Source organism: Oceanirhabdus seepicola (assembly GCF_023684385.1).
GTDB lineage: Bacteria > Bacillota > Clostridia > Clostridiales > Clostridiaceae > Oceanirhabdus > Oceanirhabdus seepicola.
Genome location: NZ_JAGSOJ010000001.1, coordinates 1,391,963 through 1,411,473 on the forward strand (window position 1 = coordinate 1,391,963; position 19,511 = coordinate 1,411,473).

Annotated in this window: 18 protein-coding genes and 1 pseudogene; 10 read left to right on the forward strand and 9 right to left on the reverse strand. The window is 27.8% G+C overall.

Going from position 1 to position 19,511, the window contains the following annotated elements; genetic code table 11:
* Positions 1–42: 42 nt before the first annotated feature.
* From KDK92_RS06130 to KDK92_RS06140, 3 genes are all read right to left on the reverse strand, one after another.
* Positions 43–309, reverse strand: coding sequence for a putative Se/S carrier protein (locus KDK92_RS06130; RefSeq protein WP_250858313.1), 267 nt, complete (start codon positions 307–309; stop codon positions 43–45).
* 98 nt (positions 310–407) lie between these two features.
* Entirely contained in the window at positions 408–1,553 is a 1,146-nt protein-coding gene (locus tag KDK92_RS06135) for an aminotransferase class V-fold PLP-dependent enzyme (protein WP_250858314.1), read from the reverse strand.
* Between the two features lie 82 nt (positions 1,554–1,635).
* Positions 1,636–2,202, reverse strand: a complete 567-nt coding sequence (locus tag KDK92_RS06140; RefSeq protein ID WP_250858315.1) for a coiled-coil domain-containing protein — start codon at positions 2,200–2,202, stop codon at positions 1,636–1,638.
* Between the two features lie 217 nt (positions 2,203–2,419).
* Between KDK92_RS06140 and KDK92_RS06145 the strand changes: the two genes are divergently transcribed.
* From KDK92_RS06145 to KDK92_RS06160, 4 genes are all read left to right on the forward strand, one after another.
* On the forward strand, positions 2,420–3,568 hold the full coding sequence (locus KDK92_RS06145) for a hypothetical protein (protein ID WP_250858316.1): 1,149 nt from the start codon (positions 2,420–2,422) through the stop codon (positions 3,566–3,568).
* Between the two features lie 305 nt (positions 3,569–3,873).
* Positions 3,874–4,950, forward strand: coding sequence for a DUF3794 domain-containing protein (locus KDK92_RS06150; RefSeq protein WP_250858317.1), 1,077 nt, complete (start codon positions 3,874–3,876; stop codon positions 4,948–4,950).
* Between the two features lie 232 nt (positions 4,951–5,182).
* Positions 5,183–5,668, forward strand: coding sequence for a hypothetical protein (locus KDK92_RS06155; protein ID WP_250858318.1), 486 nt, complete (start codon positions 5,183–5,185; stop codon positions 5,666–5,668).
* A gap of 543 nt (positions 5,669–6,211) precedes the next feature.
* On the forward strand, positions 6,212–8,023 hold the full coding sequence (locus KDK92_RS06160) for a glycosyltransferase family 2 protein (protein ID WP_250858319.1): 1,812 nt from the start codon (positions 6,212–6,214) through the stop codon (positions 8,021–8,023).
* Positions 8,024–8,131: 108 nt separating this feature from the next.
* On the opposite strand, the gene KDK92_RS06165 is transcribed toward KDK92_RS06160, so the two are convergent.
* From KDK92_RS06165 to KDK92_RS06180, 4 genes are all read right to left on the reverse strand, one after another.
* Positions 8,132–8,773 carry a hypothetical protein gene (locus KDK92_RS06165; RefSeq protein ID WP_250858320.1) on the reverse strand — a complete coding sequence of 214 codons (642 nt, stop codon included), beginning with the start codon at positions 8,771–8,773 and terminating at the stop codon, positions 8,132–8,134.
* A 178-nt stretch (positions 8,774–8,951) separates the two neighbouring features.
* On the reverse strand, positions 8,952–9,419 hold the full coding sequence (locus tag KDK92_RS06170; protein ID WP_250858321.1) for a hypothetical protein: 468 nt from the start codon (positions 9,417–9,419) through the stop codon (positions 8,952–8,954).
* A 244-nt stretch (positions 9,420–9,663) separates the two neighbouring features.
* On the reverse strand, positions 9,664–10,224 hold the full coding sequence (locus tag KDK92_RS06175) for a hypothetical protein (RefSeq protein WP_250858322.1): 561 nt from the start codon (positions 10,222–10,224) through the stop codon (positions 9,664–9,666).
* A 249-nt stretch (positions 10,225–10,473) separates the two neighbouring features.
* The gene (locus KDK92_RS06180) at positions 10,474–12,264 is read right to left on the reverse strand and encodes an HD domain-containing phosphohydrolase (protein WP_250858323.1); all 1,791 of its coding nucleotides are present in this window, start codon (positions 12,262–12,264) and stop codon (positions 10,474–10,476) included.
* A gap of 277 nt (positions 12,265–12,541) precedes the next feature.
* Between KDK92_RS06180 and KDK92_RS06185 the strand changes: the two genes are divergently transcribed.
* The 6 genes and pseudogenes from KDK92_RS06185 to KDK92_RS06210 all read left to right on the forward strand — a co-directional run bounded on the left by KDK92_RS06185 (position 12,542) and on the right by KDK92_RS06210 (position 18,155).
* Positions 12,542–13,831, forward strand: a complete 1,290-nt coding sequence (locus KDK92_RS06185) for a methyl-accepting chemotaxis protein (protein ID WP_250858324.1) — start codon at positions 12,542–12,544, stop codon at positions 13,829–13,831.
* 114 nt (positions 13,832–13,945) lie between these two features.
* Positions 13,946–14,050, forward strand: coding sequence for a DUF1540 domain-containing protein (locus KDK92_RS06190; RefSeq protein WP_338115235.1), 105 nt, complete (start codon positions 13,946–13,948; stop codon positions 14,048–14,050).
* A 362-nt stretch (positions 14,051–14,412) separates the two neighbouring features.
* Positions 14,413–14,874, forward strand: a pseudogene (locus KDK92_RS24790) (Csac_0668 family 2Fe-2S cluster-binding (seleno)protein); the annotation flags it as partial.
* A gap of 213 nt (positions 14,875–15,087) precedes the next feature.
* A complete protein-coding gene (locus KDK92_RS06200) occupies positions 15,088–16,065 on the forward strand; it encodes a S66 family peptidase (RefSeq protein ID WP_250858326.1) in 978 nt (325 codons plus the stop codon).
* A gap of 161 nt (positions 16,066–16,226) precedes the next feature.
* Positions 16,227–16,994, forward strand: coding sequence for a sugar phosphate isomerase/epimerase family protein (locus KDK92_RS06205; protein ID WP_250858327.1), 768 nt, complete (start codon positions 16,227–16,229; stop codon positions 16,992–16,994).
* Positions 16,995–17,240: 246 nt separating this feature from the next.
* Positions 17,241–18,155, forward strand: a complete 915-nt coding sequence (locus KDK92_RS06210) for a transposase (protein WP_250858328.1) — start codon at positions 17,241–17,243, stop codon at positions 18,153–18,155.
* Positions 18,156–18,259: 104 nt separating this feature from the next.
* On the opposite strand, the gene KDK92_RS06215 is transcribed toward KDK92_RS06210, so the two are convergent.
* Positions 18,260–18,760 carry a GNAT family N-acetyltransferase gene (locus KDK92_RS06215; protein ID WP_250858329.1) on the reverse strand — a complete coding sequence of 167 codons (501 nt, stop codon included), beginning with the start codon at positions 18,758–18,760 and terminating at the stop codon, positions 18,260–18,262.
* A 144-nt stretch (positions 18,761–18,904) separates the two neighbouring features.
* Complete coding sequence (locus KDK92_RS06220; protein WP_250858330.1) at positions 18,905–19,465, reverse strand: GNAT family N-acetyltransferase; 561 nt, start codon at positions 19,463–19,465, stop codon at positions 18,905–18,907.
* Positions 19,466–19,511 lie beyond the last annotated feature (46 nt).

Consider the following 19,511-nt stretch of genomic DNA (forward strand, 5'->3'; position numbering starts at 1 on the left):
ATAATAAAAAATCCTCATTTTAAAAATATGAGGATTTTATTTTCATCCAACCAAAACATAATTAATCTTTTTGTTCTTTATCTCAATTTTATAGATACCCTTACTTTTTAACTTATTATTCTTTATCTCTTGTTTTACAATATTCAAATCTCTCTTATAAAATTTTATAGCTTTTTTACAAGACCTTGCAATACTTCTTGGCGCTGAGATAAAAGTTATTTTACATTTTCTCCCTAATAGTTTCTTATATAAAAGTGAAGCATAATTATTAGAAGCTAAAATTACAATATATTCAACTTCATTTATCATAAAGTTCATCTCCTACTTATAATATAATATATTATATTTTTATTTTTTTACTTGGTTCTACTATATATTATATTTATGAATCTGTAGGATGTTTTATTTTATTGAAATCTTTTTTCATATATATCCCTTAAAGCTCCAACAATAATATCTATATCATCAAAAGTATTAAAATAACCTGGACTTACTCTAACCGTCCCCAAATCAAAAGTACCTATGATTTTATGAATTAAGGGAGCACAGTGGAATCCTGTTCTTACAGCAATACCTTTATCATTTAATATATTCCCTACTTCTGCACTATCAATATTGTCTAGATTAAATGAAACCACAGCACATCTATTTTTATAATCAGTCCCTCCATAAATTTTAACATAATGGAGTTTCTTTAATTCTTCTACTAAATATTTAACTAATTTATTTTCATGCTCTCTGATTTTTTCTATACCTACATTCTTAATAAATCTTATTCCCTCATACCAACCAGCAATTCCAGGTGTATTTAAAGTTCCACTTTCAAATCTATCTGGTAAAATATCTGGTTGTTCAGTTGATAAAGATTCACTTCCTGTTCCCCCTTGATTATACTCTTCTATTTTAAGTCCTTCCCGTATATATAACCCGCCAGTCCCCTGGGGACCAAATAAGCCTTTATGCCCTGGAAAAGCTAATATATCAACCTTATCTCTTACAACATCAATAGGGATAACCCCTGCACTTTGAGAGGCATCTACAATAAATATTATCCCTGCTTCTCTTGCTATTTTTCCAATAACTTTTATATCTTGAATAGTTCCAAGAACATTAGATGCATGGTTTATTACTATTGCTTTTGTATTTTTCTTAATTGCTTTTTTTAAGCTCTCAATATTTATATATCCTTTAATATCAACATCTATTAAGGTGAGTTCTATACCTTTTTTATTCAAATAATATAAAGGCCTTAATACTGAATTATGCTCTATCACTGTACTAATAACATGATCACCAGGTTTTAATACCCCTTTTATTCCTATATTTAATGCTTCTGTAGCATTACTTGTAAATATAATATTAAAAGGGCTTTCAATATTAAAAAGGCTACTTAATTCAATTCTAGTATCAATAATTTTAGAAGCTGCTTCCACTGCCATAGAATGAGAGCTTCTTCCTGAATTGGCAGCATAGTTTTCCATACAATTTAAAACTTCTTTATATACTTCTTTAGGTTTAGGAAAGCTGGTAGCCGCATTATCAAGATATATCATTAATCATCCTCCTAAGAAATGCTATATTCTCATTTATTCTAGTACATTACATTTGTTTCATAAAATTTAATAAACAAAAACTTTAAATTTCCTCTGTTAAGCTCTTATTATTTTTTCTTTCACGCAACTTATCCATTACAACATCTCTTTCCTCAAGTACCCTTAATAATGCATAAATTTTATTATTAAAATCCATAACTAAGTCTTCATTTTTTTCTTTTAACTCAATTATTTGATTCTCATAGTAATCTATGTTCTTATAGAATTTTTTTTCTTCTCGTATTTTCTGCCCTTTAATACTGTGAACTTTCTCTTTATATTCATCTATTGAATTATTGAGTCTATCTATCTGATTTTGTAATTTTAAGTTATTATCTTTAAGAGTTGTAATAGTTGTATTCTGAGATTCTATTTTACTAAGAAGGTATTCTATTTCACTATTTTTTTGACTTATATTCGTAATGAACTTTTCTTTTTCTTTTTTTAATTCATATATTAAATGTACTAATAAATTATTAATCCTATTGAACCTTTTATCTTTCAATTCTTTTTTTCTATTATTTGAAGTTTCATTAATCTCTGTATTTATTTCATATAATGGACCATTATATAAAGTTGTCACAATACACTCTTGTTTTTTGCAAGGCATGCTATTCCTCCATCAAAAAAATTATATTTCTTCTAATATAGATTATGAAATAAATTAATGCTTTACGACTCAATTTATCTTTTAAATAAATATAATTTTAATAATTTACCATAACATATTGAATTAAACTCTTTTTGTTATGGAGTACAATTATTAATTTTTATCATAATATAATACAAAGGTAATCATATGAAATTAACTAAAGGAGGAATAAATAATGCGCAATAATCGTGTGAAATTGATAGGGTTAACACCTATGGATAAAATACCAAAATCTCTATATGATTCTCCACATAATGAAATACTTCAATCATTTAAATTAGGTATTTCTGAAAATGGACCTGAAATAAAGAAAATAATTAGTTTAGATGTTAAAATAATTATTAATTCCCATAAGAACTTATTTACTTCATCTTCACGTCAAATTATTCTTAATGCGGTTAAAGATATAGAATTAGTATATTATTCTTCAAATAATACTGTGCATACAGCAAAATTCAACTTACCATTTGAAATACCTATTTCCATTAATGATAGTAAAGTTAATATAAAAAAGGTATTAACCTACGTAACAAAACTATCAATAAAAATGCTTAATCCAAGATCATTCTACTTATACTCTACTGTATTTGTTGCTTCTATAATAAAACATAAGAGTTCGCCAAAAGCATCTATTAATAAGATAGATAATCAAAAAAACGAACCGGAAGCACCTACTCATAAGATAAATAATCAAAAAAATGAGTCAGAAGCATCTATTCATAAGATAGATAATAAAAAAAATGAGCCAGCAGCACCTACTCATAAGATAAATAATCAAAAAAATGAGCCAGAAGCATCTATTCATAAGATAGATAATAAAAAAAATGAGCCAGCAGCACCTACTCATAAGATAAATAATCAAAAAAATGAGCCAGAAGCATCTATTCATAAGATAGATAATAAAAAAAATGAGCCAGCAGCACCTACTCATAAGATAAATAATCAAAAAAATGAGCCAGAAGCATCTATTCATAAGATAGATAATAAAAAAAATGAGCCAGCAGCACCTACTCATAAGATAAATAATCAAAAAAATGAGCCAGAAGCATCTATTCATAAGATAGATAATAAAAAAAATGAGCCAGCAGCACCTACTCATAAGATAAATAATCAAAAAAGCTTTAGAAAATCAAGCCCTAGAAAGAGTCTTCCTCAAAAATTTGAGAAACTCCGTGATGAAAATAACAATCAAAATGAAAATGTGAATTGTAATTGTAATTATAACAATAATTATTATTACGATAATTATTGGAATTTTAGTTATTGTCTCATATTAGTTTTAATCATTTTAAGTAAACTCTGTCCTTTCAATTCATATTACTAATTAAAACAATCCAATTCTAAATAGAACCACATCAAAAATCACTCAACTCTATTGTATGTCAACTTTCTTTGCCCTATCTATGAAGATGATAATCAGGACCACCCGTAAAACGGGTGGTTTTCTCAGCAAAAAACTGTGGTATTCAAGATACAATAATAATCTTTTTAGCATTATTGAACGTCACCGATTCTCTATGTAAACATAAAATAGTTATATAAACGAAATGAACATTTCAGCTAAAGCTAAAATGTTTGAACAATAATAGACTAAATTACAATATTGATAAAAAATCAGGAGGGATAAAAATGAAAATGGATTCTATTGATATAAGTGGCATAACTCCTCAATCCAAGTTACCCAAGTGCCCTTATAATTATCCATATAAAGAAATATGCGAAACCTATAAATTATGTGTGCCTAATAGTAAACCAGATATAGAAACTATACTTCAACTTTTTATTGATACTTCAATAAAAAAATCACATGTTTTATATACTCCCATGGAAAATAAATTAATCATATACGGAAATATTCATTTAAAAATTCTTTATGTTGCAAATACATCCAGTCAAAGTGTTCATTCAGCTCATTTTGATATACCATTCTCTACTTTTATACTATCTAGTAATATTTGCAATCATATTGGGGATACAACTATATTTATTGAAGATACATTTGTGAATCAGCTTGATTCAAAAAATTTTTATGTTTCTACATTAATGCTAGTATATCCTGAATTTAATAAACAAAAAAATAAACCTATTAATGACTCTAATAATAAAAAACTTAACTATCTTAAGGATAATAAAAATTGTGATTCTGATGGCAAACTGCAACCATCAACATCCTGCTCTAATTTCAAGGATGTACACTTAGACCGAACCCCCTATGATAAATCTAATATGGACTTTAATAACCATTTTAATAATGAATATAATATGAATCATAGTAATTCATCTGATATTAAATATGACAAAAAGACTAACACTAACTCATGTGCAAATCATAACAAATACACTGAATATGACATTCAATTACAGAATGAATACCAAAATGAATACGACATTCAATATGATATGACTCCTTCTACTAATACAAATATATCCCCTGACAAAAACAATGATTATAAAATTGAACATGATATCCAATATGATATGGCTCCTTCTACTGATACAAATTTAACTAATGACAAAGACAATGATTACAAAATCGGACGTGATATCCAATATGATATAACTCCTTCTACTGACTCAAATTTAACTAATGACAAAGACAATGAATACAGAATTGAACATGATTTACAGTTTGATTATGATTATGATACTGATATTAGTATTAATCCTGAAAACGACAATGAATATTTTGAATACGAATGGGAATAGAATTATTTACTTAGGTATATGAAAATAAATAACAAGTCAAGGATGCGACAGATATTTTGCATCAGACGATGAGTTAGGTTCTACTGATAGTTGTGCTATCAGTGGATTCTAAGGAAGAAGTATACACTATAGACCTATGATTAGTTATTTATTTGTTTATGCCTTATAAAGTATTTTAATATACTTTGTATTAATAAACTTACTATGCATATAAAAAAGGAGATAGCATATTATGGATAAATTTAATAACGATAACTTAAGAGATGAATTATACTCTGTAGAAAAGAGTTGTAAAAAAGATCACCCTGATCATCATGATTGTCATGATGGATATAATTGTGTAACAACTAAAAAAATTTGCTTTAAGCCTTGTGAATTCTGTAAAAAAGTTGATACTAAACCCATTGATTTAAACAAATGTACTGATAGATTTTTGAAATTAAAAGTCACTATAAATAATGTTTGCTTTGATAAAGAAATATCAGTTGGAGTTATCCTATGTGACTGCCGTGGAAAAATAATTGATTTCAAATGTTTTACTGCAATAAAGCACAAAGATTGCCATTCTTGTTGTGATAAAGCATGTGGTACACTCACAAGAAAAGTTTTCTTTAATATTCCAAAATCAGATGCTTGCCGTCCACTTGAATTAACAGCTCGTGTTGTAGCAAATTATACTTCTCCATGTGATGATGACGATTCTTGTGATTGCTGTTAATTATTAGTCTACAAGAAAAAGGACTACTGTGATTTTTTACAGTAGTCCCTTTTCTTCTCATACTAGTATGACGCTTAATACAATATATTATTTATGTATAACAAATCTCTCATTTATTAATCTATTATTACTATAATAAAGTGTACCAATTGAGTACTATAATTAATATGAGAAAAGTGAGGTTTAATTTTATATGAATGATAAAAATACTTTCTATATAAAAATTCCAAATAACGAAAATACCTTCTATGTAAAAGTACCCAATAAGGAAAATACCGTCTATATAAAAGGTACTCCTCTCCCTAAAGAAAATATGTTTTTTAAAAGTATAATTTTTATTATAGTTCTATTCCTGATTCCCTGCTATCTAAAATAAAGCCAAGAAACAAATACTTAGTTAACTGTTTTTCGTAAAATCATGAAACTTTAGATAATAGTAAACTCTCTATAACATCCCTCTCTACTCATTCATATATTGATAATGTACCAACGCAAATCCTTGAGATACTACTTTGTTAACAATAGAAATAAGGAGAGATATAATTGATTAGCTTATGTATGATAGTTAAAGATGAAAAAGATAATTTAGAGCGATGTTTAAAAAGTGCTGAAGGGATAGCTGATGAAATAATTATTGTAGATACAGGCTCAACAGATTCCACTGTTGAAATAGCGAAAAAATATACTAATAAAGTTTATTTCTATAGGTGGATTAATGATTTTTCAGCTGCAAGAAATTTTTCTCTTTCTAAAGCAAACGGAGATTGGATTCTAATTTTAGATGGAGATGACGAAGTTCCTAGCAAACATAAAGAAGATATAAGAGAGCTTACTAAAGATACAAGTGTAGACGTGTATAGCTTTAATACGCTAAATTTTACAAATGAAAATGATACTCAAAATCTAATTTATAATCTTAACCCCAGACTTTTTCAAAACAAATTTGGCTATAAATATGAAGGAGCAGTACACAATCAACTGCTTTCTGTTATAAAAAGAGTGAATCCAAATTTTGTTATGAAAATTGCTGCTATAGATATATTTCACTACGGCTACCTTCAAACCAACGTTATAAAAAAACATAAACGTGAAAGAAATATGTCAATATTACACAGTCAGCTAGAAGAAAATCCAAAAGATACTTTTGCACTTTTTAATATGGGTAATGAATATTATGCCCTTAATAATTCAAAAGAAGCGTTCGATTATTATTTAAAAGCTCATAAAACTACAGAACCCGGAATGGGCTTCTATCCAAAACTCATTATACGTATGTTATTATGTTGTAAAGAGTTAAAATTATATGATGATATTTATAAATTTGCTGCTAAAGCCTTGAATTACTATCCAAAATTTACAGACCTTTATTATGTAAGAGGCTTTATAAATTATTTTTTAGGAAAACCTACTGCTGCTGTAAGCGATCTTGAAAAGGCCCTTGAATTAGGTGATCCTCTTCCTAATTTAGCTTATTTTAAAGGTGCAGGCACATATAAAAGTGTAGAATTACTTTGTAAAATTCACTTTGATTATGAAGACTATGAAAACTGTTTAAAGTACTGTATAGAACTTTTTAAATATCCTTATGTATCAAATTTTGAAACAATCAAAATGCTAGTATACTCTCTGTATAAGTTATATGCACCAAAAGAAGAAATACAAAAAGCAATAAAAATAGTTTTAAATAATAGTGAAGAAAAAGGCTTTATTTTCGCCTCTAATTTACTCATAGCAGTAAAGGATTTTAATTTAGCATTAGAATATATAAATAAAGGATTTGAAGATTTAGCTTCTAAAGATTTAGATGAAAACTTAAAAAAAGATTTAATGAATAATCTACAATATTATAAAGGTATTTGTGAATTTTCTCTTAAAGATTATAAAAAAAGTATTCAAACTTTAATGAATATAAATAAACAAAAATTCACAGATGCTAGCACTCCCTATTTACTTCTCTCTGGTTTGTTTACTGAAAATGAAAATATAGTTAAATTTGCAATTTCTAATGATAAGTGTAAAGGTAAAGTGTATAAAGCTTTAAATGATATATTAAATGGTCATAAACCTGAAATACTGGCAGAAGATGAAAAAGAATCTCTTAAATACGAAGGTATAATATATTCTATTTTAGAGAATCTGTTAGATGTTGAAAAAAATAATGAATTTGAAAAAGCTCTTTCATTATTAGACTTAATAAAAAGTAGTGACTCTCTTTTAAGATTAGGAAAACTCTATTATAAATATGGTAAATATGAATTATGTAAAAAAGAACTCTTCTCTTCAATCTCACTTAAGAATGTTACAGATAAAAGTACATTAAGAGTTTTATCTAATTTATGGCCAGAAGAATCATAATAAAGGCTGTGTTAGTATAATACTTAATTATTATTTTAATTTATAAAATAATGAAACTTTAGGATAATTTTCACCATTCCTAAAGTTTCAAGTTTACAAACTAATATTTTATTGTAAACTATCCATAGCACATGTTGTTAACGCACTTTCATCATCCAATATTAATAATCCAACATTTATTGAAGTAATATCTCCACTAAAAGTAATTCCACCTGTTTTTACATCTACTGCATTACCTACCCCTATAGTTTCTAATTCATTTCTTACTGATTTTTCGCAAACTTCCTCACATGATACTAATGGTGGATCATCTAAACTTAATGGCGATACTCCTAATCCTGTAAACGTCCCACTCCCAAGTGTCAAAGCTATTATTTTACATATACTTACTTTTTCATTAGAACCAGCCTTCTGTATTGTTACTGTTCCCCCTAAAGCATTTAGCGAAACTACATCATAATTTTTATACTCTATATTTACACCCAATAAATCTACTCCAACACCTCCAATAACTGCAAGTTGTTGCAAAAGATTTTTCATTTGCAACACACACTCACATCTAACTATAGGACGTGCATTTACCACCTCACAGCAACCTTTTGGCCCTTGAGGTCCTGGTGGCCCCTGTTGTCCTGGTGGACCTGGTGGTCCTTTAGGTCCTGGTGGACCTGGTTGTCCTGGTATTTCTTTGTATCTATAACTTATTGAAGAACTTGTACATCCTTGCCCACTTATCTGATTAAAACTCATGGTAAGTTTCTCTCCTTCTCTATTTTTCTTTAGTATAATATAACTTTTAAAAACACTTATTTTCTATTATTTAAAGTCTTCTATCAATATATAATATGATTTAAATATGAATAATTACATTAATAAAAAAGCTCTACATTGAATATTAATGCAAAGCTATTTTCAATATTTATTACTTTTAAATTTGCCTTGGTAATCTTACTCTAACTCTTACAATATCTTTTTCCTTTAAACAATATGCTAAATCTGTAGTTACACCTGTTCGTGATAATCTACCAAAAAGTCTATAACAACCATGTACCGGCTCAACTGCTGCTATCTCTACCGTTTGAGTACCAATTTCACAGTCATGAAAACAACACTGGTATGGTATTTGAAAAGTGGAATTAACAAGTGTATGAGAATTATTTTGATCAACTCCTGTATACGTTAAATACTTTTCAATCTTTCCACTAATACATAATACTCCTCCACCCTGAAACTCAATTGTTGCTGAATTTAAACCTGCACTTGCAGATAAAGAAACATGAACATTATCCACAAATGCTGGTGGCAATAGACATATTTGAGGTTCTACTATACAATCCCCACAAAGCTCTAACGTACTTGTAATACCATTAGTACATTGACTAATCTCAAAGGCCATAAAATACCTCCTTTTTTAACTGAAAGTCATTCTTAAGTCATTTCAGATTCTTTTTTATGTTGTAATAATACTAAATAATCTATATTTTATAATATTCTTACCGTATATAATATGTATTATATGTATCACGTGTGAAATGCATTGTACATATGTTTAATAACATATGTGACTCTTTAGCTTTCCTTTTATATCTTTAGATAGGTTACACCTTAAGTATAATTTCATGTTATAAGATATGTCACACTCAAGGTGTATATTTCCCATTAACTGAACACCTTCTTATTGCAATTTTAATAATATCCTTTTGCTTATATTTCCAAAACACCTTTTTACATGTACCTTGATGACTTCCCTTATTTACTACTTCTCCAAAACTACTAACAACATCACATCCTGTTATTTTATATAAATCATCTTCATTTGCCTCATCTGCATCAACACTGCATTGGAATGATACATCATCGTATTTTTCGAAATCTGGATATTCACGTCCACATTGTGAAATAGCAGTATATTTTATTTTTTTCTGTATTACCCCACAAATTAAAACTATTCCAGGACATACTTTTTCAATTACAGCCTCAACATAAGCAGTATGTTTAACATCACTATGTTCCATTATTGGAGGAACTAAACAAGTCTTGTATTCTAGAATAACCGTACAACAGTGCTGAGGATTTGCTATTAGACATTTTTCTAATTGCATATGATTACTTGAATGATCTTCTCTACAAATTCTTGTACATGATAAATTTGCTTCATTCATCATATTATCCCTATTTATATTATTAAAATTATCTGCCACGATAGTTCACCTTTTATTATTAATTCAAAACCACTTTCTTAATTGTAAATTATAAATTGATAAAAACATTATAATATCGGCGGTTAGCATATTTCTCTTTATTTATATACTATGAAATATACGTAATAGTTGTACTATTATATGATGATTACAATTTCAACGTATTTCTAAATTTTCACTTTTTATAATACAAAAAAGAATCCACTGAAATCAAATTTCATTTCAGTGGATTCTTCCTAATTATACCAATTATTTAAGTTTATTATTTCTTATAAGTTTAACAAATACATCAACTACTTCTGAGTCAAATTGAGTACCTTTCCATTTTTCTAATTCATCTATAGCTTGTTCAACTTTCATAGATTTTCTATATGCTCTATTACTTGTCATAGCATCATAGCTATCAGCCACACAAACTATTCTAGAAAAAATGCTACTTTCATTTCCATTCAACCCCTTTGGATACCCTTTACCGTCAATCTTTTCATGATGCTCATAAATAATACCCTTTGCTTTGGATAAAAACTCAATATCTTTTACAATATCATATCCTATAGCTGTATGGCTTTTAATAATATTATATTCTTCATCATTTAATCTTCCATTTTTATTTAATATACTTTCAGGAATACCAATTTTACCTATATCATGAAGAATCGCTCCATATCTTAAATCATCTAATTGGCAATCTAAAAAACCCATTTCTTTGGCAATTGCTACTGAATATTCCATAACTCTGTGACAATGCCCCTGAGTATAATGATCTTTTGCATCTATTGCCTTAGCTAATGCCTTTATTGTTTCAAAATAAGTATTTTTATTTGCTGCTAATGCTTTTTCTAATTCTTTTGAAATTGCTATTTGCTCTTCATAAAGTGAATGAATTTCGTCTTTTTGTTCTATAACTGCTCGTTTATTTGTATCAATTTCTTTAACCATATCATTGAAATTATCACCTAAAATTTGAAATTCATTGTTAGTATTTATCTCTATCTTAGTATCATATTTTCCCATAGACACTTGATTCATTCCTTCTAATAAGTTATCAATAGGTGCCATAAGAACATTAACTTTTTTCGCGGTAATATAAGTAAATATAACAATACAACTTACTGCACTAATAATTATTATAATGAAATCTATAATTATTTTGTTACTACTGCTAAAATCATATGTAATTTTAATAATACCTGAAATTTTGCCTTTTTCATTAATACTTTCATAAGGGATAAATTCCTCAGTTATTGTCTTTGCTCCTATTTTTTTATTAATGCTTATAATTTCATTATTATTTTTAGCTCTTTCAAAATATGTTTTATCTTGTTCAGATATATTTATAGAATCAATATTATCATTTCCAAAGAAATTATAGCTTGTTCCAAAAGTATCATAATACTCTAAATCAACCACATAATTGTTATTTACTAATTTTTTTAAAACATTATTCATAATAAATGTTTCATGTGATTTATCAGCATATTTACTTAAATTAACTCCCACTTCAACAATATATTTTTTATCTTCAGTGGCTTTATATATATAATTCATAGGCTCCCCAGTAATTACAGAAGAACCTCTTCCATCTATATCGCTCTTACCATACATTCTAATTTTATCCAATTTCTCAGTCATTCTTCCCCATCTATTAAAATCAATATCTATATTTTCTTTATTAGTACCTTTAAAAATAATATTGTTATTATTGATGATGTTTATATCAAAATATTCTTTACCATCCAAAAATTCTTCTAGTGGGAAATTCCAGTTCGTTCTTTCATTATACTCGTTTATAACTGAATTCTGAATATCAACTGCTTTTTTACGTGTCTCATTTTCTATCATTAATAGAATTAAATCGATACCGTGAATATACGATTTCGCTGTATTTTTAATATTGGCTTTTAAATTTTCTTCTTCTGCTTTTGCATCTTCCTTTACAGCATGAATTTGAATTAAACTAAAAAATGTAGTTATTGCTACTATTCCAATAAAAATCAGATAAAGTAATGATTTTTTTACAGAACTTTTTTTCTTCTTCATATTACAACCACCTATCCCCTATAATTATAGTAATTATATCATTTTATTACATAAAACGATATAAAATCACAATAATTTCACAAAACTGTAACCTTTACAATGTGGATATTTAATAATTCTCTCAACTTTCTCAATCTGTTGATTTTTAAAGGAAATAATAATGGTAAAGATATAAGAAAGTAATACGAGTATTAAATAAAGCGAATAATTACTGAGAATCGCACAATTATTACCATTGGATTTACATAATTAAATTTTAGAAAGAAGGGACATGCTTATGAAACAATTAAATAATACAACCCAATCTAAAGAAAACAAGATTAAGAAGTATATTGTAACAACAATGATTACTATCATTCCATCAACTTTTGTTCTTGGAATAATTACATCTAATATCTTATCACTTAGTGGTAATAAGTTTATTTTAAATATAGTTTTTTATTTATTTTCTGGAATTCTTATCGGCTGTACTTCTATAATTAAAAATATTAAAAAACATATTAAACCATCTATTTTAATAAATCAATTTGGACACAGCCTAGAACAAAATGATTTAACATACAGAATTGATAATGTAGAGAACTTAAGCGAAACTGAAACTTTAATAAATTTAAATAACACAATGGAAAAATTAAGATTACTTATTCAAGAAATAAAGGAATTAAGTACATCTGTACATGATATATCTGAAGACAATAAAACACTTCTTGATAACGCTTTAGAAGTTACTACACAAGTAACTTCTTCTGTAACAGATTTAGCACGTACATCAACTAAACAAATTGATGTAATTGAAGAATGCAACAACTTAATATATTCAACATCAGAAGGTTTAAAAAACATTTTAAGTGATATGACTAGTTCAAAACAGCTCACTGAAAAAGCTATCACAACAATTAATTATGGAGAAAAAAGTATAGAAGTTCAGAAAAATAAAATGCATGAAACAAAAAATGCTTCATCTAGTGCCGTTGAATCTATTAATACTCTTGAATCAAAATCTATAGAAATTGGACAAATAGTAGATGTAATTGCAAGTATTTCAGAACAAACTAATTTACTAGCATTAAATGCATCAATTGAAGCTGCAAGAGCTGGCGAACATGGTAGAGGTTTTACAGTAGTTGCAGAGGAAATTAGAAATCTAGCTGAGCAATCTAACTTATCAGCAAAACAGATAGGCGAATTAGCTTTACATGTTCAATCAGGCGTTAATGAAACTGTACAACAAATCACTAAAGTTGAGGAAGTTATAAGTGAGCAAAACTCCTCCCTTGTAGAAACTATAAATGCATTTAAAGAAATTTCGCAAGTAGTACATATGATAACATCTAATCTAAACAATGTTGCTGATTCTTCATTAATACTAAGTAATAACTGCAATAAAACTGTAGACGAAATGAATGGCTTTTTATCTATATCTCAAACCTATGCTGCAAGTAGTGAGGATGTATCTGTATCAATGGGGGAACAATCTAAAACCATTAAAATAGTAAGAGAATCTGCTGACAATCTCCTTAACTCAGTAAAAAAACTAGAAGTTTCTATAGAAAAATATAAATTATAAATATTTTAGTGGGTCCATAGTGATCCACTTATTTTTTTTATTGAATAAAATCAAAAGAAAATCTAATACTATTACAATAAGATTAAATTCAAACTAAAAATCGAGGAATTATTTATGCCTAAAAATGAAAGCATCGGATGTACTGTAAATGAATGCAGAAATCATAGTAATGACGGTCAATTTTGTTCTCTAAACAGAATCCAAGTAAAAAAACATTGAACTACAGCTAATACAATTGAACATACTGATTGTGGAAGCTTCGAAGTAAAATAGTAATTTTCTATATACTGCTTACAATTATGTATGCAGTATTTTGCAGTTATTAAATTATTTAAGATTTAATGGATTGGTCAACTGGATAATAAAAAATGTGCTATTTTGTACAAGCTTTGTCTATTTAACCCTAAATGTCTTGTTTTAAAATTATTAATTATTTGATTTTGAATGAAGTTCTCTGTATAATGGAAAGAAATATTTAGTAGTGGAATTTACAAAATTTTACTACTAAATATATATTATATCTTTTGTTTGAGGAGGATATTATAATGCACCTAAAATCAGCAAGAAATTCTTGATGTGATAATGAAACAGAACCTACTCGTGAAGTAGAAAGAAGTAATTTATGTCCACTATGCAGCAAAGCAGGTATGGCAGTTAAAAATGTAACTGTCAAACATTTAATCTGTAATGAATATGTTGAACTGGTTAAAGATGATAACTACCATCTATGTATGAATGAAGAATGTGATGTTGTATACTATGGTTCCAATTCGGCTATACAATTTTTAAAAAAACAGTTGAAAGTACCAATATGGTATAAAAAAGATGCTAGTCCAAAATACATTTGCTACTGTAATAATGTTACTGAAGAAATGATTATTGATGCAGTTTTAAATAACAATGCTCAAAACATGAAAGATATTATTGAATTAACTGGTGCAATGAAAAATGGACAATGTGAAATTAATAATCCTATGGGAAAATGTTGTGGCAAAGTAATTCAAGAAACTATTACTAAAGCACTCAATATTAAACAAAAATAACCAATTTTTTAAACATAATGATTAAGCCATGAATACTATCGTCAGGAAAAACTCCACATTTTAAGATTGGAGTTTTTTTTATAATTACATATTACTCTTAAAAAGGCATACTCAAATAAATAATCTTATTGTCGTTTATAATGAATTAATATATAATTGAAAACAATAATTAAGAGAATGTAGTATACGATACATTAGAAAAGGAGAACTAAAATGATACCTAATAAATTAAAACTTGGTGATGAAATAAGAGTTATCGCCCCCTCAACAAGTTTAAGTATAATGAATGAAGAATCAAAAGAGATAGCTATTAAAACCCTAGAAGATATGGGGTTTAAGATCACTTTTTCCAAAAATTGCGAAGAAATAGATGAGTTTTCTTCTTCATCAATAAAATCTAGAATTCATGACTTACATGAAGCTTTCTTAGATAAAAATGTTAAAGCTATATTAACAGTTATCGGAGGATACAATTGTAATCAGTTATTAAACTATATCGATTACGAAATCATAAAAAATAATCCTAAAATACTATGTGGTTACTCAGATATAACTGCTTTAAGTAATGCGATTTATAATATGACTGAATTGATTACATACTCCGGACCTCATTTTTCAAGTTTTGGAATGAAAAAAGGTTTAGAATATACAAAAGAATATTTTAAAAAATGCTTAATGGAAGAAAGCGAGTTTGAGATAGAACCATGTCAGCAGTGGAGCGATGATCCCTGGTATTTAGATCAGGAAAACAGAGTTTTTTTTGAAAGCAAGGGATATGAAATAATTAATGAAGGAACTGCTAAAGGGAAAATACTAGGTGGAAATTTATGTACTTTTAATCTCTTACATGGAACAAAATATATGCCAAATTTAGAAAATACAATTTTATTTATAGAAGATGATAGTCTGAGTTCTCCAGAGACTTTTGATAGGGATTTACAATCTTTAATTCATCAACCTAATTTTCATAAAGTAAAAGGAATAATTCTTGGGAAATTCCAAGTGGATATGAAAATGACAAAAGAAAAATTGTATAAAATAATTAAAACTAAATCAGCATTAAACAATATACCAGTAATTACAGAAGTAAATTTTGGGCATACAACTCCTCAAATAACTTTTCCAGTAGGTGGTGAAGCTGAAATAGTGGTAACTGAAAATAATGTGAAGATACTAATTAGTAACCATTAGTTTTTATGCTGGGGACGGTTCATAAGAATTGTTAGAAACATGGTTTTAAAAAATTTATGAACCGTCCCCATAAATCTTATTGCAATCTGATTGCGAAATTATAAATTTAAACATTTTAATAAATTGCAAATTTAAATCAATAATAAAAGTAAGGAGAACTCATGAAAAATTTAAAATTACTTCAATGTGTTAATACCCCTGATAAATTTGATCCTGCTTTAAATGATAGATTGTCTGTAGGAATTGAAATTCAAGATTTTTTCTTTTCCACTCTATATGATGATGGATGGGAATATAGAATTGAACAATACAGAGAAAAACTGAAAGATTTTAAAGGTATTATTTCAATGCACGGGCCTGCTCTTGATCTAAGTCCATCAAGTACTGATAATAAGATTTTAGAAGTCACTAGGGACAGATATTATCAAGGAATAAAAATGGCTAAAATGCTCAATGCAAAATATATAGTTTTTCACAGTCAAATAAACCCTATAATAAAAGATCCAGCTGTAAAAAAACTAATATTAAATAAACAGTTAAGCTTCTGGAGTGAACTTTTAACTGAAATTGAAGATACAGATTTAACAATACTAATAGAAAATTTTTATGATAATGATTACGCTGACTTTCTTTTACTTCTTGAAAAGATCAATTCACCAAAAGTTAAGGTGTGCTTAGATACAGGTCATGTTTTGTGTAATTCATCAAAGGGCATTGAACATTGGGTTCATGGATTAAAGGATTACATAAGGTATATACATTTCCACTATAATAAAGGCGATTTTGATGCACATTTATCTCCACATGAAGAATTCATAAAAGAGGTATCAGATATATTAAAGATAAATAATATTACTCCTGTAATAGCTTTAGAATATACGGTTGAGGATTTAGAAAGTGAAATTGAGAAAATAAGAGCTTGTGATTAAATGATTATAACTACTTTCCAAGAAGTTATTAAATATTAAAATAGGGACGGTTCATAAGAATTTCGTGAAAACATAGTTTTCAAAATTCTTATGAACCGTCCCTCGTTCTTTCCTCACACTTGTCACAAAAAATAAAAAATCTCCTCCCTACTGAATATTTCGAACAAATGTTGGTATACTTACAGATATAATTTAAAAATATTCTGTTTTAATTTCTATGATATAAAGTTTGAGGAGATGAACAATTTGCCACGTACAGCTAGAAAAAAAGTCGCTAATGGTATTTATCATATAATTTGTAATTCTATAAGTGATACTAATCTCTTTAGAGATCAAGAGGATAAAGAACGTTACCTTGAAACTCTACAGCGTTATAAGCAACAATACGGATTTGAAATATATTCTCTTACTCTAATGGATACCCATGTTCATATACTTCTTGATACTCGTGGTGCTGATATCTCTGCAATTATGAAGAGTATTAATATTTCTTATGTTCAATATTATAATAGAAGACACGGTAGAAAAGGAGGCTTATTTGCTGGTAGATTCAAGAGTATTTTGATTAATGAACAGAGTCATTTATACGAAGCTTCCTTATATATTCATAGAAATTCAAAAGACTTACCAAAGTGGAAAAAATGCATTGAAAAATATCCATACTCTAGCTTAGGAATCTTCCTAGGCCTCCGTGAGGATACCCGTAATTTAATCAATGTTGACTATCTAATGAGACTTTTTGGTGGTAATATTAATATTGCAAGGAAAATCTATGCTAAGAAGATTCAATTGGATGAGAGAATCAAATATGAATTAGAGTATTTGTTAGTCGAAGATAATAAAGCTGAATATAGAAGTGAACGTATTGTATATAATCGAAATATCACTCCTGATATCATTGTAGAAATTATTTGTAAACATACTAATATTGATGCCAAATACTTATTTACAAAGAATAATTCAGAAGGCAATAAACTACGAGCAATTTTAGTTATGTTATTAAGAAAGTATAGTGGATATAATTTAAGAGAAATATGCGAATTTTTAGGAAATATATCGCAGCCTACGGCTTCCTACCTCTCTACACACGGCTTGAAATATATTAATAATACTGAATATGAAGATATAATTAATGAAATAAAAGAAAAATGTTCCCATTAGTGGAACATTAATTTTATTAAATATAAGACAAGCTAGGGACGGTTCATAAGAATTGAAAGAAAACATAGTTTTAAGCAATTCTTATGAACCGTCCCCATAGCTTTTTATAATATCAATTGAAATGTATCTTCATTTTCATTCTCATTGATCTTTTTAAATCCAAATGAGGTAAATAGATTTCTCGAACGGGCATTGTACTTATAAATTGCAGGTATTGTTATTTTCTTAAGTTCAATTTTTCTAGCTCTTTCAAGTAACTTTCCAATTACAAGTTTTCCTATTCCTTTTCCCCAATAAGCTTCGTCACCAATAATTATTGGCATATTTTCCTCTGATAAAGTAGCATCTCCTATTGGAACCCACTTCTCATTTTCCAAATACTCAATAAAGTAAAGTTCCCCAATATTACTTAGATAAGTATACATTTTATTTATTGTATCCAAATCATACCCTTTACCATCCTTGATTCCTTCTGAATAATATAGTATCTTTTCATCCTTATACCATTGTTCTGCAATTTTCCAATCTCTTTCAGAACAATTCTTCAATCTCAACCTTTCATTTACATCAATAATTAATGGTTGTTTAACATCCTTAAGTCCCATATTTATTTCTCCTATCGTTATCTAGTGTAGAGCACCCTACACCTACTAATTTTATATCATTTATACATAGACTACATATAGTTTATAATTTAATTATTATAGGTTAGTACTCATTTTAAAAGGATTTCATATTACCTTTGAGTATTATTTAAAATATTCATCTCTTAATATTGAATAATACTTACAGTCAACTAAATTACCTCTGTTATTTCTACTAATTTTTCTTAAAGTTCCCTCATACATTAAATTGCACTTTTCCATTACACGCCCCGATGCCTGATTGTCCACATCGTGACGTGCTGCAATACGTTGAAACCCTATTTCATCAAAAGCAAATTTAATTATTTTTGAAAATGCTTCTGTCAAAATACCTTTATTCCAAAATGCCTTACCTATACAATATCCGACCTCACATTTTTCATCGTTATTATTAATCTCTATTAGATCAATATTACCAATTACCTCTCCAGTTTCTTTAAGCTCAATAGCCCATTGGTAACGTTCCTCATTACTATAACTATCTATCCACATCCCAATAAGTTTCTTACTTAATTCAACACTATTATGAGCGGACCACGAAAGATATTTGGTTACTTCTGAATCGGATGCCCAGTTCTTGTATATATCTGAAGCATCCTCCTCTTTAAATTTTCTTAATATTAGTCTTTCAGTTTCTAGTTTTTTCGTTCCTTTATGATTCAACATAGCTTTATTCTCCCCCTTGTACAAATTTAAGCTTTTTCACAATCCT

Coding starts and splice junctions, on each gene's coding strand:
- KDK92_RS06165 (WP_250858320.1), bottom strand. CDS start 8,773: ATGAGTTTTAATCAGATAAGTGGGCAAGGATGTACAAGTTCTTCAATA.
- KDK92_RS06180 (WP_250858323.1), bottom strand. CDS start 12,264: ATGAAGAAGAAAAAAAGTTCTGTAAAAAAATCATTACTTTATCTGATT.
- KDK92_RS06190 (WP_338115235.1), top strand. CDS start 13,946: ATGCCTAAAAATGAAAGCATCGGATGTACTGTAAATGAATGCAGAAAT.
- KDK92_RS06215 (WP_250858329.1), bottom strand. CDS start 18,760: ATGGGACTTAAGGATGTTAAACAACCATTAATTATTGATGTAAATGAA.
- KDK92_RS06130 (WP_250858313.1), bottom strand. CDS start 309: ATGATAAATGAAGTTGAATATATTGTAATTTTAGCTTCTAATAATTAT.
- KDK92_RS06145 (WP_250858316.1), top strand. CDS start 2,420: ATGCGCAATAATCGTGTGAAATTGATAGGGTTAACACCTATGGATAAA.
- KDK92_RS06155 (WP_250858318.1), top strand. CDS start 5,183: ATGGATAAATTTAATAACGATAACTTAAGAGATGAATTATACTCTGTA.
- KDK92_RS06185 (WP_250858324.1), top strand. CDS start 12,542: ATGAAACAATTAAATAATACAACCCAATCTAAAGAAAACAAGATTAAG.
- KDK92_RS06205 (WP_250858327.1), top strand. CDS start 16,227: ATGAAAAATTTAAAATTACTTCAATGTGTTAATACCCCTGATAAATTT.
- KDK92_RS06140 (WP_250858315.1), bottom strand. CDS start 2,202: ATGCCTTGCAAAAAACAAGAGTGTATTGTGACAACTTTATATAATGGT.
- KDK92_RS06150 (WP_250858317.1), top strand. CDS start 3,874: ATGAAAATGGATTCTATTGATATAAGTGGCATAACTCCTCAATCCAAG.
- KDK92_RS06200 (WP_250858326.1), top strand. CDS start 15,088: ATGATACCTAATAAATTAAAACTTGGTGATGAAATAAGAGTTATCGCC.
- KDK92_RS06220 (WP_250858330.1), bottom strand. CDS start 19,465: ATGTTGAATCATAAAGGAACGAAAAAACTAGAAACTGAAAGACTAATA.
- KDK92_RS06170 (WP_250858321.1), bottom strand. CDS start 9,419: ATGGCCTTTGAGATTAGTCAATGTACTAATGGTATTACAAGTACGTTA.
- KDK92_RS06135 (WP_250858314.1), bottom strand. CDS start 1,553: ATGATATATCTTGATAATGCGGCTACCAGCTTTCCTAAACCTAAAGAA.